This window comes from Pseudomonas sp. C5pp, from assembly GCF_000814065.1.
In the GTDB taxonomy this organism is placed as follows: domain Bacteria; phylum Pseudomonadota; class Gammaproteobacteria; order Pseudomonadales; family Pseudomonadaceae; genus Aquipseudomonas; species Aquipseudomonas asiatica.
The window spans coordinates 1-18,355 of the sequence record NZ_JWLN01000053.1 but is presented as its reverse complement, the minus strand read 5'-3'; the positions used below and the strand labels follow the sequence as shown (position 1 = coordinate 18,355).

The window sequence follows — 18,355 nt, the reverse complement described above, 5'->3', positions numbered from 1 at the left end:
ATGGCTCGGGCTGACGCGAATGTCCTTGATCAGTTCTGGGAAATCGTGCGCGTTCTGACCGCCGCCCATCGACGCCCGGACATCGTAGTGGGCTATCCACACCTCATCACCAACCAGGCCAGGGCGGGAGAAGTCAGCCTCAATCACGTTTGAGGGTTGCGGCTCCTCAGCTGCTGCGAGAAGCCGGCGGCGCGCCTCCTCGGAAAAGCCCTTGCCGCTCTTTGCGAGCATCTGCTTTACAAGGTCGGCCATGCTCCGTTCGGGCGCGGAGGTTGGTTCTGGCGTCGGCGAATTCAGTAGCAGCTCGGACTGGTCAACGCCCAAGGCTGCTGCGATCGAAGCGATATCGGCCAGAGTAGGCTCGCGTGTGCCGACCTCATAGTTACCAACCCGGGACTGGGATTTCCAGCCGCAGGCCTCAGCAAGCTGGGCCTGGGACATCCCTTTGGCTTTTCTCAGGCGCTTGATGCGCTGGCTCAATGATTCATTCATGCGCCGAATTTCATCACGAAACGAAATACCCGGCTTTCACTTATTGTGATTGCAATTAACACGATGCGTGTTTATCCTTCGGTCATTAATGGAGGAAGACCGTATGAACCAAGTCCGAACGATCCGCGAAAGGGCTGGCGTTACCCAGGCAGCGCTGCGCCGTCAGCTCGGCTGGAATCAGTCCCGCCTGGCGAATTACGAATCAGGCCTCAGGAATCCAGGCCTTCAAGAGGCGCGCCAAATCGTGGAAGCGCTGAACGTCCTGGGCGCCAGTTGCGCCCTTGATGATGCGTTCCCGCCGGCACAAGTCGCCGCCTAACCAATTCCAACTGCAAGGAGCTACTCCCGCATGTACGCCAACCGCAATCACCTGCATGACCGCGAGATCAAGGTCCGGGTCGATGAGGACACGTTCAACCTGATCCAGGCGCTGGCGGCATATCACCGCACTCAGCGTGCTGTGCTGTGCCGCGAACTGCTGGAAGCCCAGCTGGCCGCATTGGCTTCGGAGAATACCGGCGATCAGAGCGCTGCCTGAAGGCCGCGAGGAGGCCCTATGCCGATCCAAGAGGTCGGTCTGGAGCAGCGACTGATGGAGCAACTGGAGCGAGAGGCTGAACGGAGGGGAATGACCCCTGAAGCGCTCGCTGCAGAAATGATCGATCGAGAGCTGGCCAGCCGAACCAAGCCCCGGAATCCGCGGGGAACCGTAGCACCGTTTCAACGCAGGGCCTGAACAGGCCCTGAGACGTAACTGATAAGCCCGAACGACCTACTGACGAAGCAGCGAGCAGGGGATCACTTGATGGCCTACGACGACAAAGCACACCGCCACGACCACCAGGTCAAGGTCCGCTTGGATGACGAGGACTTCAACGAGCTGAAGGGGTACGCCCTGGAGCTCAAGGCTCAGCACAGCGTGCTTGCCCGGGAAATCATCCTGGCCGCGCTGGCGTTCAAGAAAGAGCACGGCCACCTGCCGCTGATCAACGAGAAGAAGGCCAGGGCCTGAATAGGTCAAGGGAGGACGAATGTCGCCTGCAAACGAAGCGGTACAGCAGCACGACGTAGAGGTCGCCCGGTTCCGCCGGAATGACTTCGCGGACCTGGAGGCCTGGGCGGAGGAGGTTGGTGTCAGCACCGACGAGCTTGCCGCGCAGATCCTGAAGCAGGCCACGCACTTCCTCGCGCAGCGGGGGAAGCCCAAGAGCAACAACGTGGTGCCGTTCGCGGCGCCGAGGTAACCGTCCGATCCCTAATTAGGGACCCGGGCGCCAGTCCCTCATAAGGGACGCCAAATCGCAGAGACAAAAAAGCCGGGTTCGCGGCCCGGCTCTCTGCAATACACAACTTGTGAAGGGAATTATGCATATGCAGACCCCAAGTGTACAGGCCCTCTCAAGGGCCGCGCCACAAAATGCGAACCACGATTTCGTGGCGCGCACGATGTCGTCGCGCGAAATCGCTGACTTGGTAGAGGCTCGCCACAACGATGTGGTCGCCACCATTGAGCGTCTTTTCTCGAAAAACCTTTTGCGATCAAGTCGTAAAAGCCGTCGTGAAGCCACGGGCGGGCGCCCAATCGAAGTCTACGACCTGGTTGAGCGCGATACCCACCTGGTGGTGGCCGGATACAGCGATGAGCACCGAGCCAGGGTTATCGACCGCTGGCAGGAGCTCGAGGCAAAAGCAGCCCCGTCTGCGCCCGCCGACCTCAGCAAGCTGGAAATCCTCCAGATGGCCCTGGAGTCGGAGAAAGCCCGCGTCCTGCTCACCGTGCAGGTCGAGGCCCAGGCCAAGAAGATCGACCACCTGGAAAACCTGTTCAAGGAAGGCATGAGCCACGTTCAGTTCTGCAAGGGCCTGAATGGGGTCAACGTGATGCAGGTCGGCCACTTCCTCGAGGGCCGCAGCTGGCTCTACAACGAGAGCAAGTCCGGTACCCGCTACCGCGTGGCCGCTTACGCCCGCGACAAGTACATGACCGAGCACCAGCAGGAGATCACCCCGCACGGGAAAGAGGCGTTCATCAGCTACACGCCGATCCTCCTGCGCAAGGGCGCCGTCCGCCTGTATGAGCTGTACCTGGCTGGCGACCTGCCCATGAAGAAGAACTGGGACGGCCTGCACACCCACGACAAGGCCGTGCGGGGTGCAGCATGAGCATTGATATCAAGCTGCTGAAGAAGCTAGCACGCAAGGTTGCGGAGCTTGAGGACCAGCCTGAACGCGAGGACGAGCACGCCGAAGCTGCTGATGAGCTTTGGTTGAACATGCACTGCCACACCATCCTTGGGTTGATCAAGGAGATCGAGCGGCGAGACGAGAACCCGAATTTCCGAGCGGTGCGGTCTGCGCGCCAGGAAGCGGAAAAGCTCAAGGCCGAAAACGAGGCATTGCGCAGCCACATCCAGAAGGGCGTTGGGCTTATGCCCCTTGGCACTGCCAGGCGTGCATCCTGGGTTATGGCATCGCTGAGTGTCGGCTCCACTGACGAGGAGCGCTGCCAATGAGCATGGAACTGATGGTCAAGGCCATGAAAACCAGAGTCGGCAATCCGCTGCGCAAACTGGTGCTCATCAAGCTGGCCGACAACGCGAGCGACCATGGCGAGTGCTGGCCGTCCTACCAGCACATCGCCGATCAGTGCGAGATCGACCGCAGCACCGTTCGCAAGCACATCAAGCACTTGGAGGCTCAAGGCCTGGTGCGCATCGAGAACCGTGAAGGGCCGAAGGGCAACTCCACCAACCTGTACTACCTGACCCTGCGCAACCCTGTAGGCCAAAACAGCACCCCTGTAGGCCCAGAAAGCACAGGTGTAGGCCCACAGCCTACAGGGGGTGTAGGCCCAGAAAGCACCAGAACCAGTCACTCTTTTGAACCAGTCACTGAACCAGTAGAGCAGACGGTCGCTGACGCTCCCTCGGCGAAGAAGAAGGCCCCGAAGTTTGACCCCATGACCTGCAAGCCTACCAACGTGAGCGAGCAGACCTGGGCCGACTGGTGCCAGCACCGCAAAGAGATCCGCAAGCCGCTGACCGCCACCACCTGCGCGAAGCAGGCCAAGACCCTCGCCGGCCACCACGCCCCCGACGCAGTGATCAACCAGTCGATCAGCAACGGCTGGACCGGCCTGTTCCCCGAGAAGGTGCTGCCGGGTGCCCAGCAGGGCCAGCGCCGCAACGGCCCGGACTTCGACGACACCAGCTGGGCTGATGACCTGGGGGGCTTATGACCGCACAACCGAAACTGCGCAGCGTGACGCAGATCATGGCCACGGCCCGCAACCTGCCAGCCGAGGCGCAGGCCACGGCCAAGCAGCTGGACCCAGGAACCACCGAAGTGGTTAACGCCCTGTTCAAGGAGCTGCAGGCCATCTTCCCGGCATGGAAGCAGGCGTGGCCGGATGACGAGGCCCTGAAGGCTGCCAAGCGCAGCTGGATCAAGTCTTTCGTCGCCGCGGGCATCAACACGCTCGAGCAGATCCGCTTCGGCATCCAGAAATGCCGGGTGCTGGGTACCGACTTCGCGCCGAGCAGCGGCACGTTCATCAAGCTGTGCCAGCCAACCCCGGAAGAGATGGGCATTCCGCCGCTTGCGAGGGCCCTGGCAGAGGCGCTGGAGAATTTCCACCCCAGCAGGGCAGGGTCGCGCGTTTGGACGCACGCAGCGGTGCGCCACGCGGCCCTGCAGTGCGAGGCGCAGAACCTCGGGTCGATGGAGGTGGAGCGGGCCGAGAAGGTATTCGCACGGGCCTACGACATCACCATCCGCATGCTGGTCGCCGGCGAGCCACTGGGCGACATCGCCACCGGCATCGGCCACGACAGCCAGAAGAGCGCCGCGCAGTTGGCCGACGAGTACGCCAGCCAGAAGCAGGTTCGCCTGCTGGAGATCCAGCAGATCCCAACCAGCGCCGCCGCGTGCCGTGCACACCTGCTGGCCAAGTTGAACATCAAGCGCGCCGGGCAGCCGGCCGGGGAGGGGGTGTGATGTCCAGACCAGCAAAAGCAATTGCGGCCGGTACACCAGATGACCTGGTGCGCCTGCGTGATGAGATCGCGATGACCGCACTGAACGCCATGATCATCGCCGGCGGCTGGGGTTACACCGATGCCCAAGGCAATCGCCATAACCACACAACCATGCCGCAGTACTCCGCAGCCGCTTACGACTTCGCGGACGCCATGCTCGTAGCCAGGGAGAAGCACTGATGGACGCCAACAAGATGCGCGCAGAGTTCGAAGCGGCGTTTGTGGCCAAGTACGGTTTCGGGCGCCTAACGGCCTCGGCCAACGCTGATGCGCATGCCATCTATGAGGCTGCGAAGTGGGCCTGGCAGGCCTCCCGCGAGGCCGTGGTGGTGGAGCTTCCATTGGCATGTGCATACGAAGGCTTGACCGAGCACCTGGGCTCAGTGATCGAGCTGTCATACGAAGCCCCAGAGCATGACCCCGTTGGCCTTGCTCGGCTCCCTGATGTCCGTGCCGCTATCGAGGCCCAGGGTCTGAAGGTGGCGCCATGAGCATGAGAAGCCTCTTGATCCGAATGAGGGTAATGGACGCCCAGATGACCCTGTCGAGGTGGTACCTCGGTTGGGACCTGTACAGGGCCATGCCGTTTCCAGGCATGCGCGGAAGAGGGCTGCACGACAAGGCTAAGGGTCTGGTTGAACATGACCGCGAGCTTATCCGGTCGATGGCTGAACTGGAGGGCCGCTCCCATGGCTGACCTCAATTCAATGTCTCAAGCTGCGCGCTCCGCAGCAATGCGCGGCGGCATGGATGGCTGGGGCCAGGCCGGTGGCCTGCCGGGCCAGATTCACTATCACGAGCCGGTCGACGCGAAGTCGCGCCGCCGTTGCGGCTGTGGCTGCGGCCGGCGAGCCACTCACCGCGGCATGGCCAATGGGGTTTGCCTGACCATGGGATGCGACCTGTCGATGCGCCGCTGGGTGAAGGAGGCCAACCATGGCTGAGAAGATCAGCGTCAACTGCCAGGCCAAGCTCTCCGAGGCCGTGACCATGCTCACCCGTATGTTCCGCGACAAGAAGTTCGTCGTGGTCACCATGCGTCCGGGCAAGGATCGCACCCTGGACCAGAACGCCCTGTGGTGGGCGATGTACGACCGCATTGCCAAGAGCACCGAGATGGGCGACATCGAGGATGTGCGCCGGTACTGCAAGCTGCACTTCGGCGTGCCGATTATGCGCGCTGGCTGCGATGAGTTCCGCACCGGCTGGGCCGAGTCGTTCATCCACCTGCCGTATGAGGTGAAGCTTCGCCTGATGGGGCCGTGCGCCATGTTCGGGCCGGATGGCTTCCCGGTGACCCGGCTGTTCGATCGGGCCCAGGGCTGCCAGTACACCGACCGCATCGTGGCCGAGTTCGCGCCGCAGGGCGTGGTGTTCAGTGACTTGCTGAGCGAGGAGGCGGCATGAGCGACGGACTTGGAATCACAACGCAAACCACAGTGTTCCTCTCGGCCGAGAAGGTCGTAAAAGAGATGGACGCCGAGGATATTGGCTCCTTCTGTTCCGCAGTGGCTCAGCGACTGGATCAAGAGTACGCCGGGCGTGCCGGTGCCGCGGCGGACTTCGCCAGCGGGCTAAGTGAGATGGGCTGCCGGTTCCTGGCCGAGGTAGTCACGAGCTTCTACCAGCGGCAGAAACGGGAGGATCGCTGATGACTGCAATCAAGGAGATCAAGCCGAAGAAGTGCAAGGCACCAGGTTGCGGCAAGCCCTTCAAGCCGACCATGACCACGCAGAAGGTGTGCAGCATCGCCTGTGCCAAGGCCATGGCCAAGGACCCTAACCTGCAGAAGATCGCGGCCAAGGCCATCACCAAGCAGGCCCGCCAGGACCTGCAGGAGCGCCGGGAGAAGCTGAAGACCCGCCGCGAGCATATGGCCGAGGCGCAGACCGCTTTCAACGCCTACATCCGTGAGCGCGACGCCGGCCTGCCGTGCATCAGCTGCGACTCGCTGCCGAGCGATCACGACCTCATCACCGGCAGCCGCTGGGACGCCGGCCATTACCGGTCGGTAGGTGCTTGCCCGGAGCTGCGGTTCGAGCCGCTGAACGTCCACCGCCAGTGCGTGAAGTGCAACCGGAACCTGTCGGGCAACGCGGTCGAGTACCGCATCCGTCTGGTGAAGCGCATTGGCGCCGACCAGGTTGATTGGCTCGAAGGGCCTCATAAGCCCCAGCGCCTGACCATCGAAGACCTGCAGGCCATCAAGGCCCTGTACAGGCAAAAACTCAAAGACCTACGGAGGGCAGCAGCATGAACTGGACACCAACCGACAGCGCCCAGCTGCTGATCCTGGGCATGTTCATCCTCGCCAGCTACGCCATTGTGCGCGGCATGGTCATCTCGTATCGCCGCAAGAAGGAGCAGGGGCGATGAAATACCAAAGCGTTTTGGCAGCAGTGGTTCGTGCCTTGGCCGCGGAGACCATGAGCGGTGTGGGTGGCGGCGACTTCGAGCCAAAGGTCCAGGCCTCGAAGCTGAAGGGGGAGATCACCGGGAAGGATGCGGCGATGCTGGTGGACTGCTGGGTGCACGCCCGACTGCACAGCAAGCTGATCCCACGGTACTGGAATGCGCTTACGGCCAGGTTCTCGACCCACAAGGCCAAGAAGGTGGATGCGATCGGAAAGCTGGTGCCGCTGATCGCGAGCCAGGCGCCGAACCTGTTCCGGTACAAGGCGGTCACCGCCTGGGCCATTCCGCCGGTGAAGGGCGTGCAGGCGCACTCGGGGCATGAGGTGGCCAGCCGGTCGGCCCGAGAGCGCGCAGAGTTCGATTCCCTCACCGCTGGCGTGGGCAAGCACCTGGATGGCGGCGAGATGCCCGAGGACGCCGGCCAGGCGCGCCGCGAGCAGTATGTGAAGCGCTCCACCGACATGATCGTGCTGCCGGCCGAGTTCTACGACATCAACACCTGGGACGGGCAGGGCCTGAACCGGACTACGTACTGGCGCTGGAAGAAGGCCATCGAGAAGGTGCTGGACGAGATGGTTGCAGAGGCGCTGGTCGCATCTGGCAAGATACTTCAGGAGGAAGGCGTTTTGATGGCAGATGCCGCTTGACATCCGTGCAACGGTGCAACAAAATTCTTGCATCCTGTCATTCCTGCGCGTGTTGAGGAGTGGCATGCAGAGCAGAGCGGCGCGCTGGGCGTCAATACGGCTTGAGACAGCTTCGTGCTGAGCTCATCGGAGCAACCCAGCCAAGTCAGGGGTGGAGCCTGGCGTAACTAACATCCAAGACCCGGCCACTGAGCCGGGTTTTTTATTGCCCGAAGAGGGCCTCAAGAGTCCCGGCCAAGCGCCGGGATTTTTGTTCCAGCAAGAAACGCAACTGCAGCCAGGGCAGGCCCTAACGGGACAGCCTGGACACTGCTAGCCGGTAGTGTGGTGTACGGAAAAACACCGGCAGCCCGCGCACCCTGACCTCACATGCTTTCAGGGTGGCGCGTGACCGGATCGGCGAGACTGGTGCATTGGGGTGCCAGCGCTGCAATGGTCTTCGGCGGACAGGTGGGGAGAGACCCACACAAAGCGGGCAAGCAGAAGGTTTGCCGCCAGCCTTCCAAGCTGAGCAGAGAAGGGTTCGATTCCCTCTGCCCGCTCCAAACATTGGCAAGTAGCACAGCGGTAGTTGCTCCCGGCTGTTAACCGGGTGGTCGCAGGTTCGAATCCTGCCTTGCCAGCCATTCGCCGCCATAGCTCAGAAGGTAGAGCGTCCGCCTTGTAAGCGGAGGGCCCAGGGTTCGAAACCTTGTGGCGGCACCAATTCGTTATGTGCTCCGCACCTCTGCCCGGTCCCTCAATAGGGCCTCCCCTCCGGGCCTTTTCTTCTAGGAACCACTCATGGCCGAACCAGCAAGCACGACTGCCGGCGTCCTGCTGGTGAAGTACGGCGTGATCATTGGCGGCTTCGCAGGAGCGATCCTCTCGCTGACCTTTCTGCGGGGCCTCACCCGGGGCCAGGCGGTCGCCGCCTTCTTCACCGGCTTCGCTTCGGCAGTCTTCTGCACCCCGCTCGCCATCAGCTACTTCAGCCTTGGCACAAGCGGAGAAACCCAATACGGCGTGGCCTTTCTGATAGGCCTTCTGGCAATGAACATCATCCCGGTGCTGAAGTCGCTCGTGGGTCAGTTCGGAGCCAAGGGAGCTACCTGATGAGCTCGACCCTGATTTCAGTCCTGATCGGCGCCCATGCTTTTCTGAGCGTGCTGGTGGTGATAGCAGCGTGTGACTACCTGCGGCGAATTCGCCCGATGGATCACCCGCTGCTCGCCGTCGCGTTCTACCTAGTCGCCATCGGCGCATTCGGCTCGTTCGTCCTGGCCATGAACGGCCATGTGCCCACTCTGTACGGTGTGATCCTCAAGCTGGGGATCGTCCTGTATGCGGTCGCCCGGCGTGGCCACGTGTTCCAGCCCGGGTAGGGCGCCACAAATTAGAGATGCGCCGTTTCGTGGCGCGAGGAATGGCCAATGGCTTCGGTAACTGCTCATGTCATCTGCCGCGAGCGTTGGTGGCTAAAGTACTACTTGACCGGTGTTCTGGCCCTGGCACGACTGACCGGTTGTGAGCCATGCCCGGAGCGTGTCAGCTACTGGGTGGGGCGCGGCATCAAGATCGAGGTTCACCCTGAATGACCACCATCGCCTACAAGGATGGCGTGATCGCTTACGACTCTCGCCAGACCCGCAGTGGCTCTATCGTTTCCGATGACTGTCAAAAGCTCACCGTCGTGGATGGCGTCAGCTTCTTCCTGTCCGGTGCCGTATGCGACGAGAAGGCGCTGATTGCAGCCTACTTCGGCACGCCATCGCCGGTACCTGTCGAGTGCTCGGGATACGTGGTGGATGGCGGCAGGCTGCAGATGGTGGGTCATGACGACAAGACCGGAGTGTGGCGGCAGGACCTCGATCCGGCCAACCCTGACGCGATCGGCAGCGGCTCGGCCTATGCCCTGGCAGCAATGGACATGGGCGCAAGTGCTGAAGAGGCTGTGCGCGCCGCAATGAAGCGGGATATCTACACCGGCGGAAAGGTTCGGACTATGAGGATTGACCAGCATGGAAAGGCCAGTTCCTCCGGCTGATCTCCTTGAACTGACCGAGTTATCGGTGCTCGGCACCAGGCTTCAGCCGGCGCCCGAGATTGGCGAATGGGTGCAGACAGCGATCCTCAACGAGGGTGGCGAGCTGCATAACCCTGACCATGCTCACCTGATCGACGCGCCGCTGCGCTTCCTGTGGGCCTCAGCCTGTTTCGAGAAGCAAGGGCGAACCGTGGTCGGGCAGGCCGAGGCGGTGATGTTTCGCGCTGGTGGATGGCAGAAAGCTCGGCAAGAGCAGCAGATGATCGACTGGTTCGGCGAGGTGCCGGGCTTTGTCATCACCCTGGCTGCCGATTACTGCTCCCAGTGTTCCGACGCCGAGTTCTGCGCTCTGGTCGAGCACGAGCTTTATCACATCGCCCAGAAGCTCGATCAGTACGGCGCGCCCAAGTTCACACAGGACGGGCTGCCAAGCCTGACGCTGCGTGGACACGATGTGGAGGAGTTCGTCGGAGTGGTTCGCCGCTACGGTGCCGGGCATGACGTACAGCAGCTGATCGAAGCTGCAAGCCGGCCGCCTGAGGTGGCCAAGATCAATATTTCGAGGGCCTGCGGAACCTGTCTGCTCAAGTCTGCCTAGCCCCTGACAGACCCACGACGGATGAAAACCTATGGCGGCCCTGAGCAACGAGGTGAAAGCCTTCATCGTTCAGGCCCTGGCCTGTTTCGATACCCCCTCGCAAGTCGCGGCAGCCGTCCGAGAAGAATTCGGCCTTGAGGTTACCCGGCAGAAGTGTGAGGCGCACGACCCGACCAAGCGTGCTGGGCGTGACCTTGCAAAGCGCTGGGTGACCCTGTTCGAAGACACCCGCAAGCGTTTCCGCGAGGAGACGGCAGAGATACCGATCGCCAACCGAGCGTTTCGGCTTCGTGTGCTTGGGCGGATGGCCGAGAAGGCCGAGAACATGAAGAACATGGCCCTGACTGCCCAGTTACTGGAGCAGGCGGCCAAAGAGGTCGGCGATGTCTACGTGAACCGCCAGACCAAGAACGAGAATCCCCACGACAACGTGCCGCCCACTCGGGTGCAGGTCGATGTGGTGGATGCGAGGAAGCCTGATGCCGTCGTTGAACGTTCCGCAGGCTAGCTTCCTCCGCATGGAGAACAAGTTCCGCGGTTTTGTTGCGGGATTTGGGTGCCTGCGAGGAAGCACCCTGGTTATGACTGAGTTTGGGCCTATGCCCATTCAGGAAATCGATCGGCCAATGCGCGTTCTATCGTGGTCGGCTGCGAATGGTCGATTTGAGCTTGCTCTAAGTGGTGGTGCGTACCCAAAAGGTGCGGCGACTCTATTCCGAGTCGTGACGCAGCGAGGAGAATTTGTAGCAAGCGGACATCACCGCGTTCTCTGCGCTGACGGTAGCTATCGACGCGTGGATATGCTGGTCGCAGGTGTGAAGGTATCTGCATCTTCGCAAAGCCTTCTTCAGACCAATTTGGCCGAAGTCCCGAAATCGTGGCACGCAGGTGATCGGCATTCGAATCAAAGACTCGCAGATTCTCTGGGTCATTATGCAGATGAAGCCCGTCGATATGGTCAACGACTTCTGACGGAAGCAGGTATCGACCAATCTTCTGTTCCGCAATCAGTCGGTGCTGGAACATCAATCCAGTCTTCCTTGCTTGCGGGTGGTTTGACGGAGCCTGTACCAGCGCATAGCCGTCCAGATCAACAATCCTGCCAGCCTGGTAGCTATGGTTCAGTTCGCCAAACCTGCCGCCGCGAGAGAGCCGATCAGCATTGTGAGTGCGCAGAGTGTTCTGCACATGCTTGTCACTGCAGCCGAGAAGAGCTGCAATCTCTGCCGAAGTGCGATCCGCGCCTGCAAGGTCAAGAATCTGCTGCTTCAGGCTTGGCCGAGGAGCAGGCTTCGCTCGCTGCTTTAGCGTTAGGTTGTACCGCTCAATGCAGCGATAAACATGGCTGCGCTCACACCCTGCAAGCTTCGCAACTTCTGATGCGCTGCGATCAGGATGGGCAAGATTACAAATCGTCTGGTCTAGAGGCGTCATATCAAAGCTCCGCAATCGAATCCTGCTACATTGTAAGCGTTGTCGCCCTCAGTGTGGTAGAGGCTTACTACGACCTGCAGGTGCTGGATAACAACTGCTACGTGACGGCCGATGGCGCTATCCATCACAACAGTGGCAAGACCTGGGTCGGCTGTGCCGCGCTGTGCAAGCACGTATGGGAGTGGCCCCGGATCGACTCCGGTTACTTTGCTCCGACGTACCCGCAGATCCGCGACATCTTCTTCCCGACCATCGAGGAGGTCGCCTTCGACTGGGGCCTGAAGGTCAAGACGAAGGAGAGCGACAAGGAGGTCGAGTTCTACAGCGGCGGCCAGTACCGCAGCACGACCATCTGCCGCTCGATGGAGAAGCCGCAGACCATCGTGGGCTTCAAGATCGGGCACGCCCTGGTCGACGAACTCGACGTTCTGCCCGCGCTGAAGGCCGAGCACGCCTGGCGCAAGATCATTGCCAGGATGCGCTACAACGTGCCTGGGCTTAAGAACGGCGTGGATGTGACGACGACCCCTGAGGGGTTCAAGTTCGTCTACCAGCAGTTCGTGAAACAGCTGCGCGAGAAGCCGGCCCTGCAGGGCATGTACGGCCTGGTGCAAGCCAGCACGTTCGATAACGAGCTGAACCTGCCACCCGACTACATCCCGTCGCTGATGGAGTCGTACCCGGCCCAGCTGATCCTGGCCTACCTAAACGGCCAGTTCGTCAACCTGAACTCCGGGTCGATCTACCACGCCTACGACCGGAAGCTGAATTCCTGCTTCGACACCGTAGAGCCTGGAGAGCCCCTGTTTATCGGCATGGACTTCAACGTCGGCAAGATGGCGGCGATCGTCCATGTCAAACGGCCTGACGGAAAGCCAAGGGCCGTGGATGAGCTGATCGATGGCTTCGATACCCCGGACATGATCCGGCGCATCAAGGAGCGCTACTGGCGGCACAACGGCAGGGACTACGAGAAGACCTGCGAGATCAGGATCTATCCCGACGCCTCGGGCGGGTCGCGCAAGTCAGTGAACGCCAGCGAGACGGACATTGCCATCCTGCGGCAGGCTGGCTTTGCCGTGATAGCGCCCGACGCCAACCCGCCTGTCAAAGACCGCATCAACGCCATGAACGCGATGTTCTGCAACGCGAATGGAGAACGCCGCTATCTGATCAACCCGCTGCGCTGCCCAACCTATGCAGACGGCCTGGAGCAGCAGGTATGGGCGGCCAATGGCGAGCCTGACAAGAAATCTGGCGTGGACCACGCGAACGACGCTGGCGGGTACTTCATCCACCACGACTACCCAATTGAACGACCGGTCTTCACGACCCAATCCCTGAGAATGTGACCATGAGTGATAACCCGAGCATCACGCTGCCCGCTGTCGACGCGATGCGCGCCTACTGGGCCGTGATCTCGCCGCTCATGGGTGGGACAATGGCAATGCGCGACGCGGGCAAAACCCTGCTTCCGCAGTACCCAGCCGAAGACGACGAGGCTTACAAAGAGCGCCTGCGCCTTTCGACCCTGCTGCCGGCGTACTCCGAAACCGTGGGCAACATGACCTCCCGCGTGTTCGCTGAGCCGCTGCAGGTGGGCGACGATGTGCCAGAGGCCATTGTCGAGATGACCAGGGACATCGATCACGCTGGCAATGACCTCAACTCCTGGGCGGTTGGCTTCTTCACCGAGGGGCTGAGCCACGGCCTGTGCCATGCCTTCGTCGATCACCCGCCAGCGAGCGAACTGAAGACCCAGGCCGACGAGCAGGCAGCCGGTGTACGGCCATACGTCGTGATGGTTAGGCCTGAGCAGGTGCTGGGCTGGCGCTCCAAGGGCGGCGTGCTGACCATGGTCCGCTACATCGAGGTGGTCGAGGAGGAGGATGGGGAGTTCGGCGCCAAGTGCGTCGAGCAGATTCGAGTGCTGGAGCCGGGCGCCTGGCGAACCTATCGCAGGTCGGCCAAGGCCGTGCGTGGCAAGCAGGCCGCAGCAGGAGGTACCTGGGAGCTGCACGAGGCAGGCACCAATAGCCTGACCGCGATTCCATGGGTCACCTTCTACACTGGCCGCACCGGCTTCATGACGGCCAAGCCGCCACTGATTGAGCTGGCGCACCTGAACGTGAAGCACTGGCAGAGCCAGAGCGACCAGGACAACATCCTTCACGTTATCCGCGTCCCGATCCTGGTACGCATCGGCATCCAGGCCCAGTACGACAATCAAGGGAAGATCGTCCCGCCAGAGTTCAAGGTTGGCACCGGGCAGCTGACCGACCTGCCCAAGGACGGTGACCTCAAGTACGTCGAGCACACCGGCCAGGCAGTCGATGCTGGTCGCACCGCGCTGCAGGACCTGATCAACGAGATGCGTATGGCCGGGGCCAAGCTGCTGACGCCGGACAAGACGGCCACCAAGACCGCTACCCAGGCGGAGGAGGAGGCGGCGCAGGAGTTGTCCCCACTGGCGCGCATGGCGCACCACTTCGCCGACTGCCTGGCGCAGTTGCTCCAGTTCATGGCCGATTATCGCGGCTTGGGCGATGGCGGAACCGTAGAGATGCGCGGCAATTTCGACGTCGACTACATGCCGGAGGTGTCGCTGCCGACGCTGGTCACCATGGCGAACGCCGGGATGATCAGCAAGGAGACGCTATTCACCGAGATGCAGCGGCGCGGCGTGATCAGCGACGAATACGACTGGGAAGAGGAACTGGCGAAGATTGAGGCCCAGGGCCCGGCACTCGGTACGCTGTGATGAAGACGGCCAACGAGAAGCTGCTGGATGAGCTGATCGGCCATGAGGTCGACCTGTCCAGGCTGAGCAACAGCCAGGTCGTGGCGATCATCAGGATCCTGAACAGTTCTGACCCTGAGCTGCGGGCAGCGCTCATTGCTGCCATCGACAGCCTGGATGCCGGCGCGTCCGTTGCAGCGATCGATGCCGCTCTGGCGCCCGTGCTGCGGATCAATCAATCGACGTTCTTTAGCATGCAGCAGGCGCTCACAGGCGTCATCGACGGAGTGGCCAGTTACGAGATTGCCTTTCAGGCCGCTGCGCTTACAGCGGCTGTTCCTGAGCTTGTGCAGGCGCGATTCCCGGTTGCCGTGGCACAGTTCAGTCAGGTACGCGCCATTGCGCTGGCAAGGCCCTTCCAGGGGCGGCTGCTCAGCGAGTGGATGGCCGGCATTGAGGCTGACCGTGCTGCGTCGATCCGCGATGCCGTGCGGTCTGGTGTGCTTGAAGGACGCACGACGCCGGAGATCGTCCGGCAGATCATGGGCACCAAGGCTGAGAAGTACGCTGACGGCATCCTGCAGAGGTCTCGCCGGGAGGTGGAAGCGGTTGTCCGGTCCGCGGTGTCCAGCACGGCGGAAACCGCCAGCGACAAGGCGTTCGAAGCCAACAGCGACATCATCAGCCATGTTGAATGGCTGAGTACGCTGGATAACCGGACATCGACGACCTGCCGAATCCGCGACCGCCTGCCGTACACGCTGGGCGCCTATCGGCCCATCGGGCACAAGGTGCCGTGGCTGGCCGGTCCGGGCCGTATCCACTTCTGCTGCAGATCGACCAAGCTGCCGATCCTAAAGAGCGCCCTGGCGTTGGGGGTCAGCGACGCGGCGACCCGTGCAAGCATGGACGGGCAGGTACCGCAGCAGACGACGTACGCTCAATGGCTTGCACGCCAGCCTGCCGCCCGCCAGGACGAAATCCTCGGCCCGGAGCGGGGGAAGCTGCTGCGCCAGGACAAGCTGAAGCTGCAGGACTTCTACAACGACAAGGGCAAGTTCCTGACGCTCGATGAGCTGCGGGAGCGACTGTTGTAGCCCGCGCCACAAAACACCAAAGCGCCATTTCGTGGCGCGCAATCAAAGCCTCGCCCAGTGCGGGGCTTTTTCATGCCTGCGGTTCGGATGGACGGGGCGACCTGGGGCCGGATGGCTCACCAACAGGCCGGATGGCCCAGAGAGACGAAATGAAACTCAAGACTGTTGAAGTGGATGGCAAGCAGTACGCAGTTATCGAAGATGGTAAGCCCGTCTACACCGATGACGACGGCAAGGACGTCGCCTTCGATGCGGTCGGTACTCGCAACACCATCACCCGGCTGAATGCCGAGGCGAAGTCGCACCGCGAGCGCGCGGACAGCTTCGAGAAAACTGCGAAGGCGTTCGAAGGCATCGAAGATGCTGCGGCCGCCAAGAAAGCCCTGGAAATCGTCGCCAACCTCGACGCCAAGAAGCTGGTGGATGCCGGCGAGATCGAGAAGGTGAAGGGCGAAATCAGCAAGGCCTTCCAAACCCAGCTGGATGAAGCCAACGGCAAGGCTAAGACCTTCGAGCAGCAGCTGTATGCCGAAAAGATCGGCGGCAGCTTCGCGCGCTCCCAGTTCATCGCCGAGAAGATGGCTGTTCCCGCTGACATGGTCCAGGCCGCCTTCGGCAGCAACTTCAAGATCGAGGAAGGCAGGGTCGTCGCGTACGACTCCCAGGGCCAGAAGATCTTCAGCCGCGCTCGCCCGGGTGAACTGGCCGACTTCAACGAAGCACTCGAAACCCTCGTCTCGCAATACCCCCATCGAGACCACATCCTGAAGAGCTCTGGCGCCAATGGCGGCGGGGCTCCGAACGGCGGTGGCCAGCACAAAACCACGAAGGGCAACTTCGGTGGCACCAAGGCTGAACGCCTGGAAGCCATCAAGGGCCTGACCGCAAGCGAATAAGGAGGCCCAATGGCCCTTTCGAACATGAAGGTATTCAACGAATACCTCAAGCGTACCACCATCGAGACCCTGGCTCAGGATGTCGAGAAGTTCAACGCATCCTCGGCCGGCGCCATCCGCCTGACCACTCAGGGCATCGACGGCGACTTCCTGCAGGAATCGTTCTGGGCCGGACTGCACGGCGCCCAGCGTCGTGTCGACCGTTACGCCGCCAACGGCGCCCAGGCGTCCACCCCGTTGGCCCAGAAGCAGTACGACTCGGTGAAGATCGCCGGCGGCTTCGGCCCGATCCTGTGGGAGCCTTCGCAGCTCTCCTGGATCCAGAAGAACCCGGAAGAAGCGCTGGAAGTAATCAGCCGGAACCTGTCCGAAGCCATCATGGCGGACCAGCTGAACACCGCCATCTCGGCCCTGGCCGGCGCCATTGGCAACCAGCCGACCGCCACCAACGACGTTTCGGCGACTGCTGGCGTGACCTACGTCGCGATCAACAACGCCCACGCGCTGTTCGGTGACGCTTCCCAGCGCCTGGTGGCTCAGGTCATGACCGGTGCCATGTACCACAAGCTGGTTGGCCAGAACCTCGCCAACGCCGAGCGCCTGTTCCAGTTCTCCGGCGTGCAGGTGGTCGATATCCTCGGCAAGGCCGTGATCATCACCGACGCCCCTGCGCTGTACGAGGCCGGCACCCCGAACAAGCAGAAGGTGCTCAGCCTGGCCGACGGCGCCGCGGTGGTGATGGATGGCTCCGACCTGATCACCAACATCGAGACCTCCAACGGCAAGGAGCGTATCGAGACCACCATGCAGGCCGACTACACCTTCGGCCTGGGCCTCAAAGGCTACACCTGGGACACCGCCAACGGCGGCAAGTCGCCGACCAACGCCGAACTGTCCACCGGCACCAATTGGGACCTGGTGGCGAACAGCATCAAGGCCTCGGCCGGCGTGCTGACCATCGGCGACGCCACCAAGTAACCGGTACCGCGCCCTCCGGGGCGCTTTCCCAGGAGATCGCCATGAGCGAGAAAGTGATTTACGAGAAACACCCGGTCAGCCCTGAGCGAAAGGCCGAACTGCGTCAGAAGGGCTACAAGATCATCGATGCGCGTTTCGCGCCCGATGGCTACGAGCACCCGGAGCCGCTGAAGGAGACCAAAGGCTCGAAGGCTGGCAAGTCGGCTGCCGAAAAGAAGGCCGCCGAAGAAGCCGAACTGAAGGCAAAGCTGCAGGCCGCCCTGAACGAAAAGGGTGTGCAGTTTAGCCCTGACGCGAGCGCGGAAGACCTGCAGAAGCTGCTGGACGAGGCCAAGTAATGACCATCTACATCACCGTCGAGCAGGTAGACGCCCTGCTTGGGCCGACCTGGGCGCCCGACGACCAGAAGGCCCGGGCGGTGCTGATGGCCAACACCTGGCTCACCAATCTCGGCCTGCCTGAGTTCGACCCGGTACCGAACGACGTCATCCAGGCCGGCGCCGAGATTGCCCGGGAGGCTGCAGCAGGGAACATCTACGGCAGCAAGGAGACCGGCGTGCTGAGCAAGTCGGTCAACGCTGACGGGGTTTCCAGCAGCAAAACCTACTCGGAATCCTCCCGCACCATCAGCGCTGGCGAATCGTTCGCCTTGGCGTTGCTGGCGCATTACCTGAACAGCAGCGGCCAAACCAAGATCGTGAGGGGCTGATATGGGGCTTCGCGATGAGCTGCAGGCCGACCTGGCCCAGGCGTTCAATACGGACCTGGCCGATGCGGTGCTGGCCTTCACGGGCGAGTACATGGGGCCAGGCGTGGTTGATCCTGTCACCGAAGAAACCACGGCGCAGCCCATTACGTACACGGGCCGAGGCGTGCTGTCCCGCTACGAAGACGGCCGGATCGACAACGTCAACATCCTCGTCGGAGACCTGCGCCTCACCGCGCTGGCCAACGAGGTCACTGATACCCCGGATGTTGGGCACAAAATCACCGCT

32 protein-coding genes and 3 tRNA genes are annotated in these 18,355 nt (G+C 62.0%); 33 read left to right on the top strand and 2 right to left on the bottom strand.

Annotation, left to right across the window (positions count from 1 at the left end; genetic code table 11):
- A partial coding sequence (locus tag RR51_RS27060; RefSeq protein WP_039615295.1) for a helix-turn-helix domain-containing protein occupies positions 1-492 on the bottom strand: 492 nt, incomplete at its 3' end.
- Between the two features lie 103 nt (positions 493-595).
- Between RR51_RS27060 and RR51_RS27055 the strand changes: the two genes are divergently transcribed.
- The 25 genes from RR51_RS27055 to RR51_RS26935 all read left to right on the top strand — a co-directional run bounded on the left by RR51_RS27055 (position 596) and on the right by RR51_RS26935 (position 10,723).
- The gene (locus RR51_RS27055; protein ID WP_009397152.1) at positions 596-811 is read left to right on the top strand and encodes a helix-turn-helix transcriptional regulator; all 216 of its coding nucleotides are present in this window, start codon (positions 596-598) and stop codon (positions 809-811) included.
- Between the two features lie 30 nt (positions 812-841).
- On the top strand, positions 842-1,030 hold the full coding sequence (locus tag RR51_RS27050) for a hypothetical protein (RefSeq protein WP_015269827.1): 189 nt from the start codon (positions 842-844) through the stop codon (positions 1,028-1,030).
- A 267-nt stretch (positions 1,031-1,297) separates the two neighbouring features.
- Positions 1,298-1,504, top strand: a complete 207-nt coding sequence (locus RR51_RS27040; protein WP_027907143.1) for a hypothetical protein — start codon at positions 1,298-1,300, stop codon at positions 1,502-1,504.
- Positions 1,505-1,523: 19 nt separating this feature from the next.
- Positions 1,524-1,736, top strand: a complete 213-nt coding sequence (locus RR51_RS27035; protein ID WP_039615294.1) for a hypothetical protein — start codon at positions 1,524-1,526, stop codon at positions 1,734-1,736.
- A gap of 127 nt (positions 1,737-1,863) precedes the next feature.
- The gene (locus RR51_RS27030) at positions 1,864-2,655 is read left to right on the top strand and encodes a Rha family transcriptional regulator (protein WP_152619950.1); all 792 of its coding nucleotides are present in this window, start codon (positions 1,864-1,866) and stop codon (positions 2,653-2,655) included.
- Positions 2,652-3,005: a hypothetical protein gene (locus tag RR51_RS27025; RefSeq protein ID WP_039615292.1), complete on the top strand. Its 354-nt coding sequence runs from the start codon at positions 2,652-2,654 to the stop codon at positions 3,003-3,005. The genes RR51_RS27030 and RR51_RS27025 overlap by 4 nt, the downstream gene beginning before the upstream one ends.
- Complete coding sequence (locus RR51_RS27020; protein ID WP_039615291.1) at positions 3,002-3,730, top strand: helix-turn-helix domain-containing protein; 729 nt, start codon at positions 3,002-3,004, stop codon at positions 3,728-3,730. Before RR51_RS27025 ends, RR51_RS27020 begins: the two co-directional genes overlap by 4 nt.
- On the top strand, positions 3,727-4,488 hold the full coding sequence (locus RR51_RS27015) for a replication protein P (RefSeq protein WP_039615290.1): 762 nt from the start codon (positions 3,727-3,729) through the stop codon (positions 4,486-4,488). Before RR51_RS27020 ends, RR51_RS27015 begins: the two co-directional genes overlap by 4 nt.
- On the top strand, positions 4,488-4,709 hold the full coding sequence (locus RR51_RS27010; protein ID WP_039615289.1) for a hypothetical protein: 222 nt from the start codon (positions 4,488-4,490) through the stop codon (positions 4,707-4,709). The genes RR51_RS27015 and RR51_RS27010 overlap by 1 nt, the downstream gene beginning before the upstream one ends.
- Positions 4,709-5,020 carry a hypothetical protein gene (locus RR51_RS27005; protein ID WP_039615288.1) on the top strand — a complete coding sequence of 104 codons (312 nt, stop codon included), beginning with the start codon at positions 4,709-4,711 and terminating at the stop codon, positions 5,018-5,020. The genes RR51_RS27010 and RR51_RS27005 overlap by 1 nt, the downstream gene beginning before the upstream one ends.
- Before the next feature lie 198 nt (positions 5,021-5,218).
- Positions 5,219-5,473, top strand: a complete 255-nt coding sequence (locus RR51_RS26995; RefSeq protein WP_039615286.1) for a hypothetical protein — start codon at positions 5,219-5,221, stop codon at positions 5,471-5,473.
- Positions 5,466-5,936: a hypothetical protein gene (locus tag RR51_RS26990; protein ID WP_039615285.1), complete on the top strand. Its 471-nt coding sequence runs from the start codon at positions 5,466-5,468 to the stop codon at positions 5,934-5,936. Before RR51_RS26995 ends, RR51_RS26990 begins: the two co-directional genes overlap by 8 nt.
- Positions 5,933-6,181, top strand: a complete 249-nt coding sequence (locus tag RR51_RS26985; protein ID WP_039615284.1) for a hypothetical protein — start codon at positions 5,933-5,935, stop codon at positions 6,179-6,181. Before RR51_RS26990 ends, RR51_RS26985 begins: the two co-directional genes overlap by 4 nt.
- Positions 6,181-6,786: a recombination protein NinG gene (locus tag RR51_RS26980; protein WP_039615283.1), complete on the top strand. Its 606-nt coding sequence runs from the start codon at positions 6,181-6,183 to the stop codon at positions 6,784-6,786. Before RR51_RS26985 ends, RR51_RS26980 begins: the two co-directional genes overlap by 1 nt.
- Positions 6,783-6,905, top strand: a complete 123-nt coding sequence (locus RR51_RS31780) for a hypothetical protein (protein WP_269082526.1) — start codon at positions 6,783-6,785, stop codon at positions 6,903-6,905. The genes RR51_RS26980 and RR51_RS31780 overlap by 4 nt, the downstream gene beginning before the upstream one ends.
- Entirely contained in the window at positions 6,902-7,591 is a 690-nt protein-coding gene (locus RR51_RS26975) for a hypothetical protein (RefSeq protein WP_039615282.1), read from the top strand. Before RR51_RS31780 ends, RR51_RS26975 begins: the two co-directional genes overlap by 4 nt.
- Positions 7,592-8,062: 471 nt before the next feature.
- Positions 8,063-8,136 (top strand) — tRNA-Gly (locus RR51_RS26970).
- Positions 8,137-8,141: 5 nt separating this feature from the next.
- Positions 8,142-8,217 (top strand) — tRNA-Asn (locus RR51_RS26965).
- A 3-nt stretch (positions 8,218-8,220) separates the two neighbouring features.
- A tRNA-Thr gene (locus tag RR51_RS26960) sits at positions 8,221-8,296 on the top strand.
- Positions 8,297-8,374: 78 nt separating this feature from the next.
- Positions 8,375-8,686, top strand: a complete 312-nt coding sequence (locus RR51_RS26955) for a hypothetical protein (RefSeq protein WP_016711287.1) — start codon at positions 8,375-8,377, stop codon at positions 8,684-8,686.
- Entirely contained in the window at positions 8,686-8,955 is a 270-nt protein-coding gene (locus RR51_RS26950; protein WP_039615281.1) for a hypothetical protein, read from the top strand. Before RR51_RS26955 ends, RR51_RS26950 begins: the two co-directional genes overlap by 1 nt.
- Positions 8,956-9,003: 48 nt before the next feature.
- Positions 9,004-9,168, top strand: a complete 165-nt coding sequence (locus RR51_RS31365; RefSeq protein ID WP_177328687.1) for a hypothetical protein — start codon at positions 9,004-9,006, stop codon at positions 9,166-9,168.
- A complete protein-coding gene (locus RR51_RS26945) occupies positions 9,165-9,617 on the top strand; it encodes a proteasome subunit beta (protein WP_016487771.1) in 453 nt (150 codons plus the stop codon). The genes RR51_RS31365 and RR51_RS26945 overlap by 4 nt, the downstream gene beginning before the upstream one ends.
- Positions 9,592-10,215: a putative metallopeptidase gene (locus RR51_RS26940; RefSeq protein WP_039615280.1), complete on the top strand. Its 624-nt coding sequence runs from the start codon at positions 9,592-9,594 to the stop codon at positions 10,213-10,215. The genes RR51_RS26945 and RR51_RS26940 overlap by 26 nt, the downstream gene beginning before the upstream one ends.
- A 31-nt stretch (positions 10,216-10,246) precedes the next feature.
- Complete coding sequence (locus RR51_RS26935) at positions 10,247-10,723, top strand: DUF2280 domain-containing protein (protein ID WP_039615279.1); 477 nt, start codon at positions 10,247-10,249, stop codon at positions 10,721-10,723.
- 89 nt (positions 10,724-10,812) lie between these two features.
- On the opposite strand, the gene RR51_RS29800 is transcribed toward RR51_RS26935, so the two are convergent.
- Positions 10,813-11,649 (bottom strand): HNH endonuclease, encoded by an 837-nt coding sequence (locus RR51_RS29800; RefSeq protein WP_082044772.1) that lies wholly within the window; start codon positions 11,647-11,649, stop codon positions 10,813-10,815.
- Positions 11,650-11,729: 80 nt separating this feature from the next.
- Here RR51_RS29800 and RR51_RS26925 point away from each other — a divergent pair, with 80 nt between their 5' ends.
- The 8 genes from RR51_RS26925 to RR51_RS26890 form a co-directional block, all read left to right on the top strand.
- Positions 11,730-13,001, top strand: a complete 1,272-nt coding sequence (locus RR51_RS26925) for a terminase large subunit domain-containing protein (RefSeq protein WP_330218092.1) — start codon at positions 11,730-11,732, stop codon at positions 12,999-13,001.
- Positions 13,002-13,003: 2 nt separating this feature from the next.
- Positions 13,004-14,410 (top strand): DUF4055 domain-containing protein, encoded by a 1,407-nt coding sequence (locus tag RR51_RS26920; protein ID WP_039615278.1) that lies wholly within the window; start codon positions 13,004-13,006, stop codon positions 14,408-14,410.
- Positions 14,410-15,486 carry a hypothetical protein gene (locus tag RR51_RS26915; RefSeq protein WP_039615277.1) on the top strand — a complete coding sequence of 359 codons (1,077 nt, stop codon included), beginning with the start codon at positions 14,410-14,412 and terminating at the stop codon, positions 15,484-15,486. The genes RR51_RS26920 and RR51_RS26915 overlap by 1 nt, the downstream gene beginning before the upstream one ends.
- 149 nt (positions 15,487-15,635) lie before the next feature.
- Positions 15,636-16,382 (top strand): DUF6651 domain-containing protein, encoded by a 747-nt coding sequence (locus tag RR51_RS26910; RefSeq protein WP_039615276.1) that lies wholly within the window; start codon positions 15,636-15,638, stop codon positions 16,380-16,382.
- Positions 16,383-16,391: 9 nt separating this feature from the next.
- Positions 16,392-17,360, top strand: a complete 969-nt coding sequence (locus RR51_RS26905) for a major capsid protein (protein WP_013972416.1) — start codon at positions 16,392-16,394, stop codon at positions 17,358-17,360.
- Positions 17,361-17,401: 41 nt separating this feature from the next.
- The gene (locus tag RR51_RS26900) at positions 17,402-17,698 is read left to right on the top strand and encodes a hypothetical protein (protein WP_039615275.1); all 297 of its coding nucleotides are present in this window, start codon (positions 17,402-17,404) and stop codon (positions 17,696-17,698) included.
- Positions 17,698-18,069, top strand: coding sequence for a hypothetical protein (locus RR51_RS26895; RefSeq protein ID WP_039615274.1), 372 nt, complete (start codon positions 17,698-17,700; stop codon positions 18,067-18,069). Before RR51_RS26900 ends, RR51_RS26895 begins: the two co-directional genes overlap by 1 nt.
- Before the next feature lies 1 nt (position 18,070).
- A partial coding sequence (locus RR51_RS26890; RefSeq protein ID WP_039615273.1) for a hypothetical protein occupies positions 18,071-18,355 on the top strand: 285 nt, incomplete at its 3' end.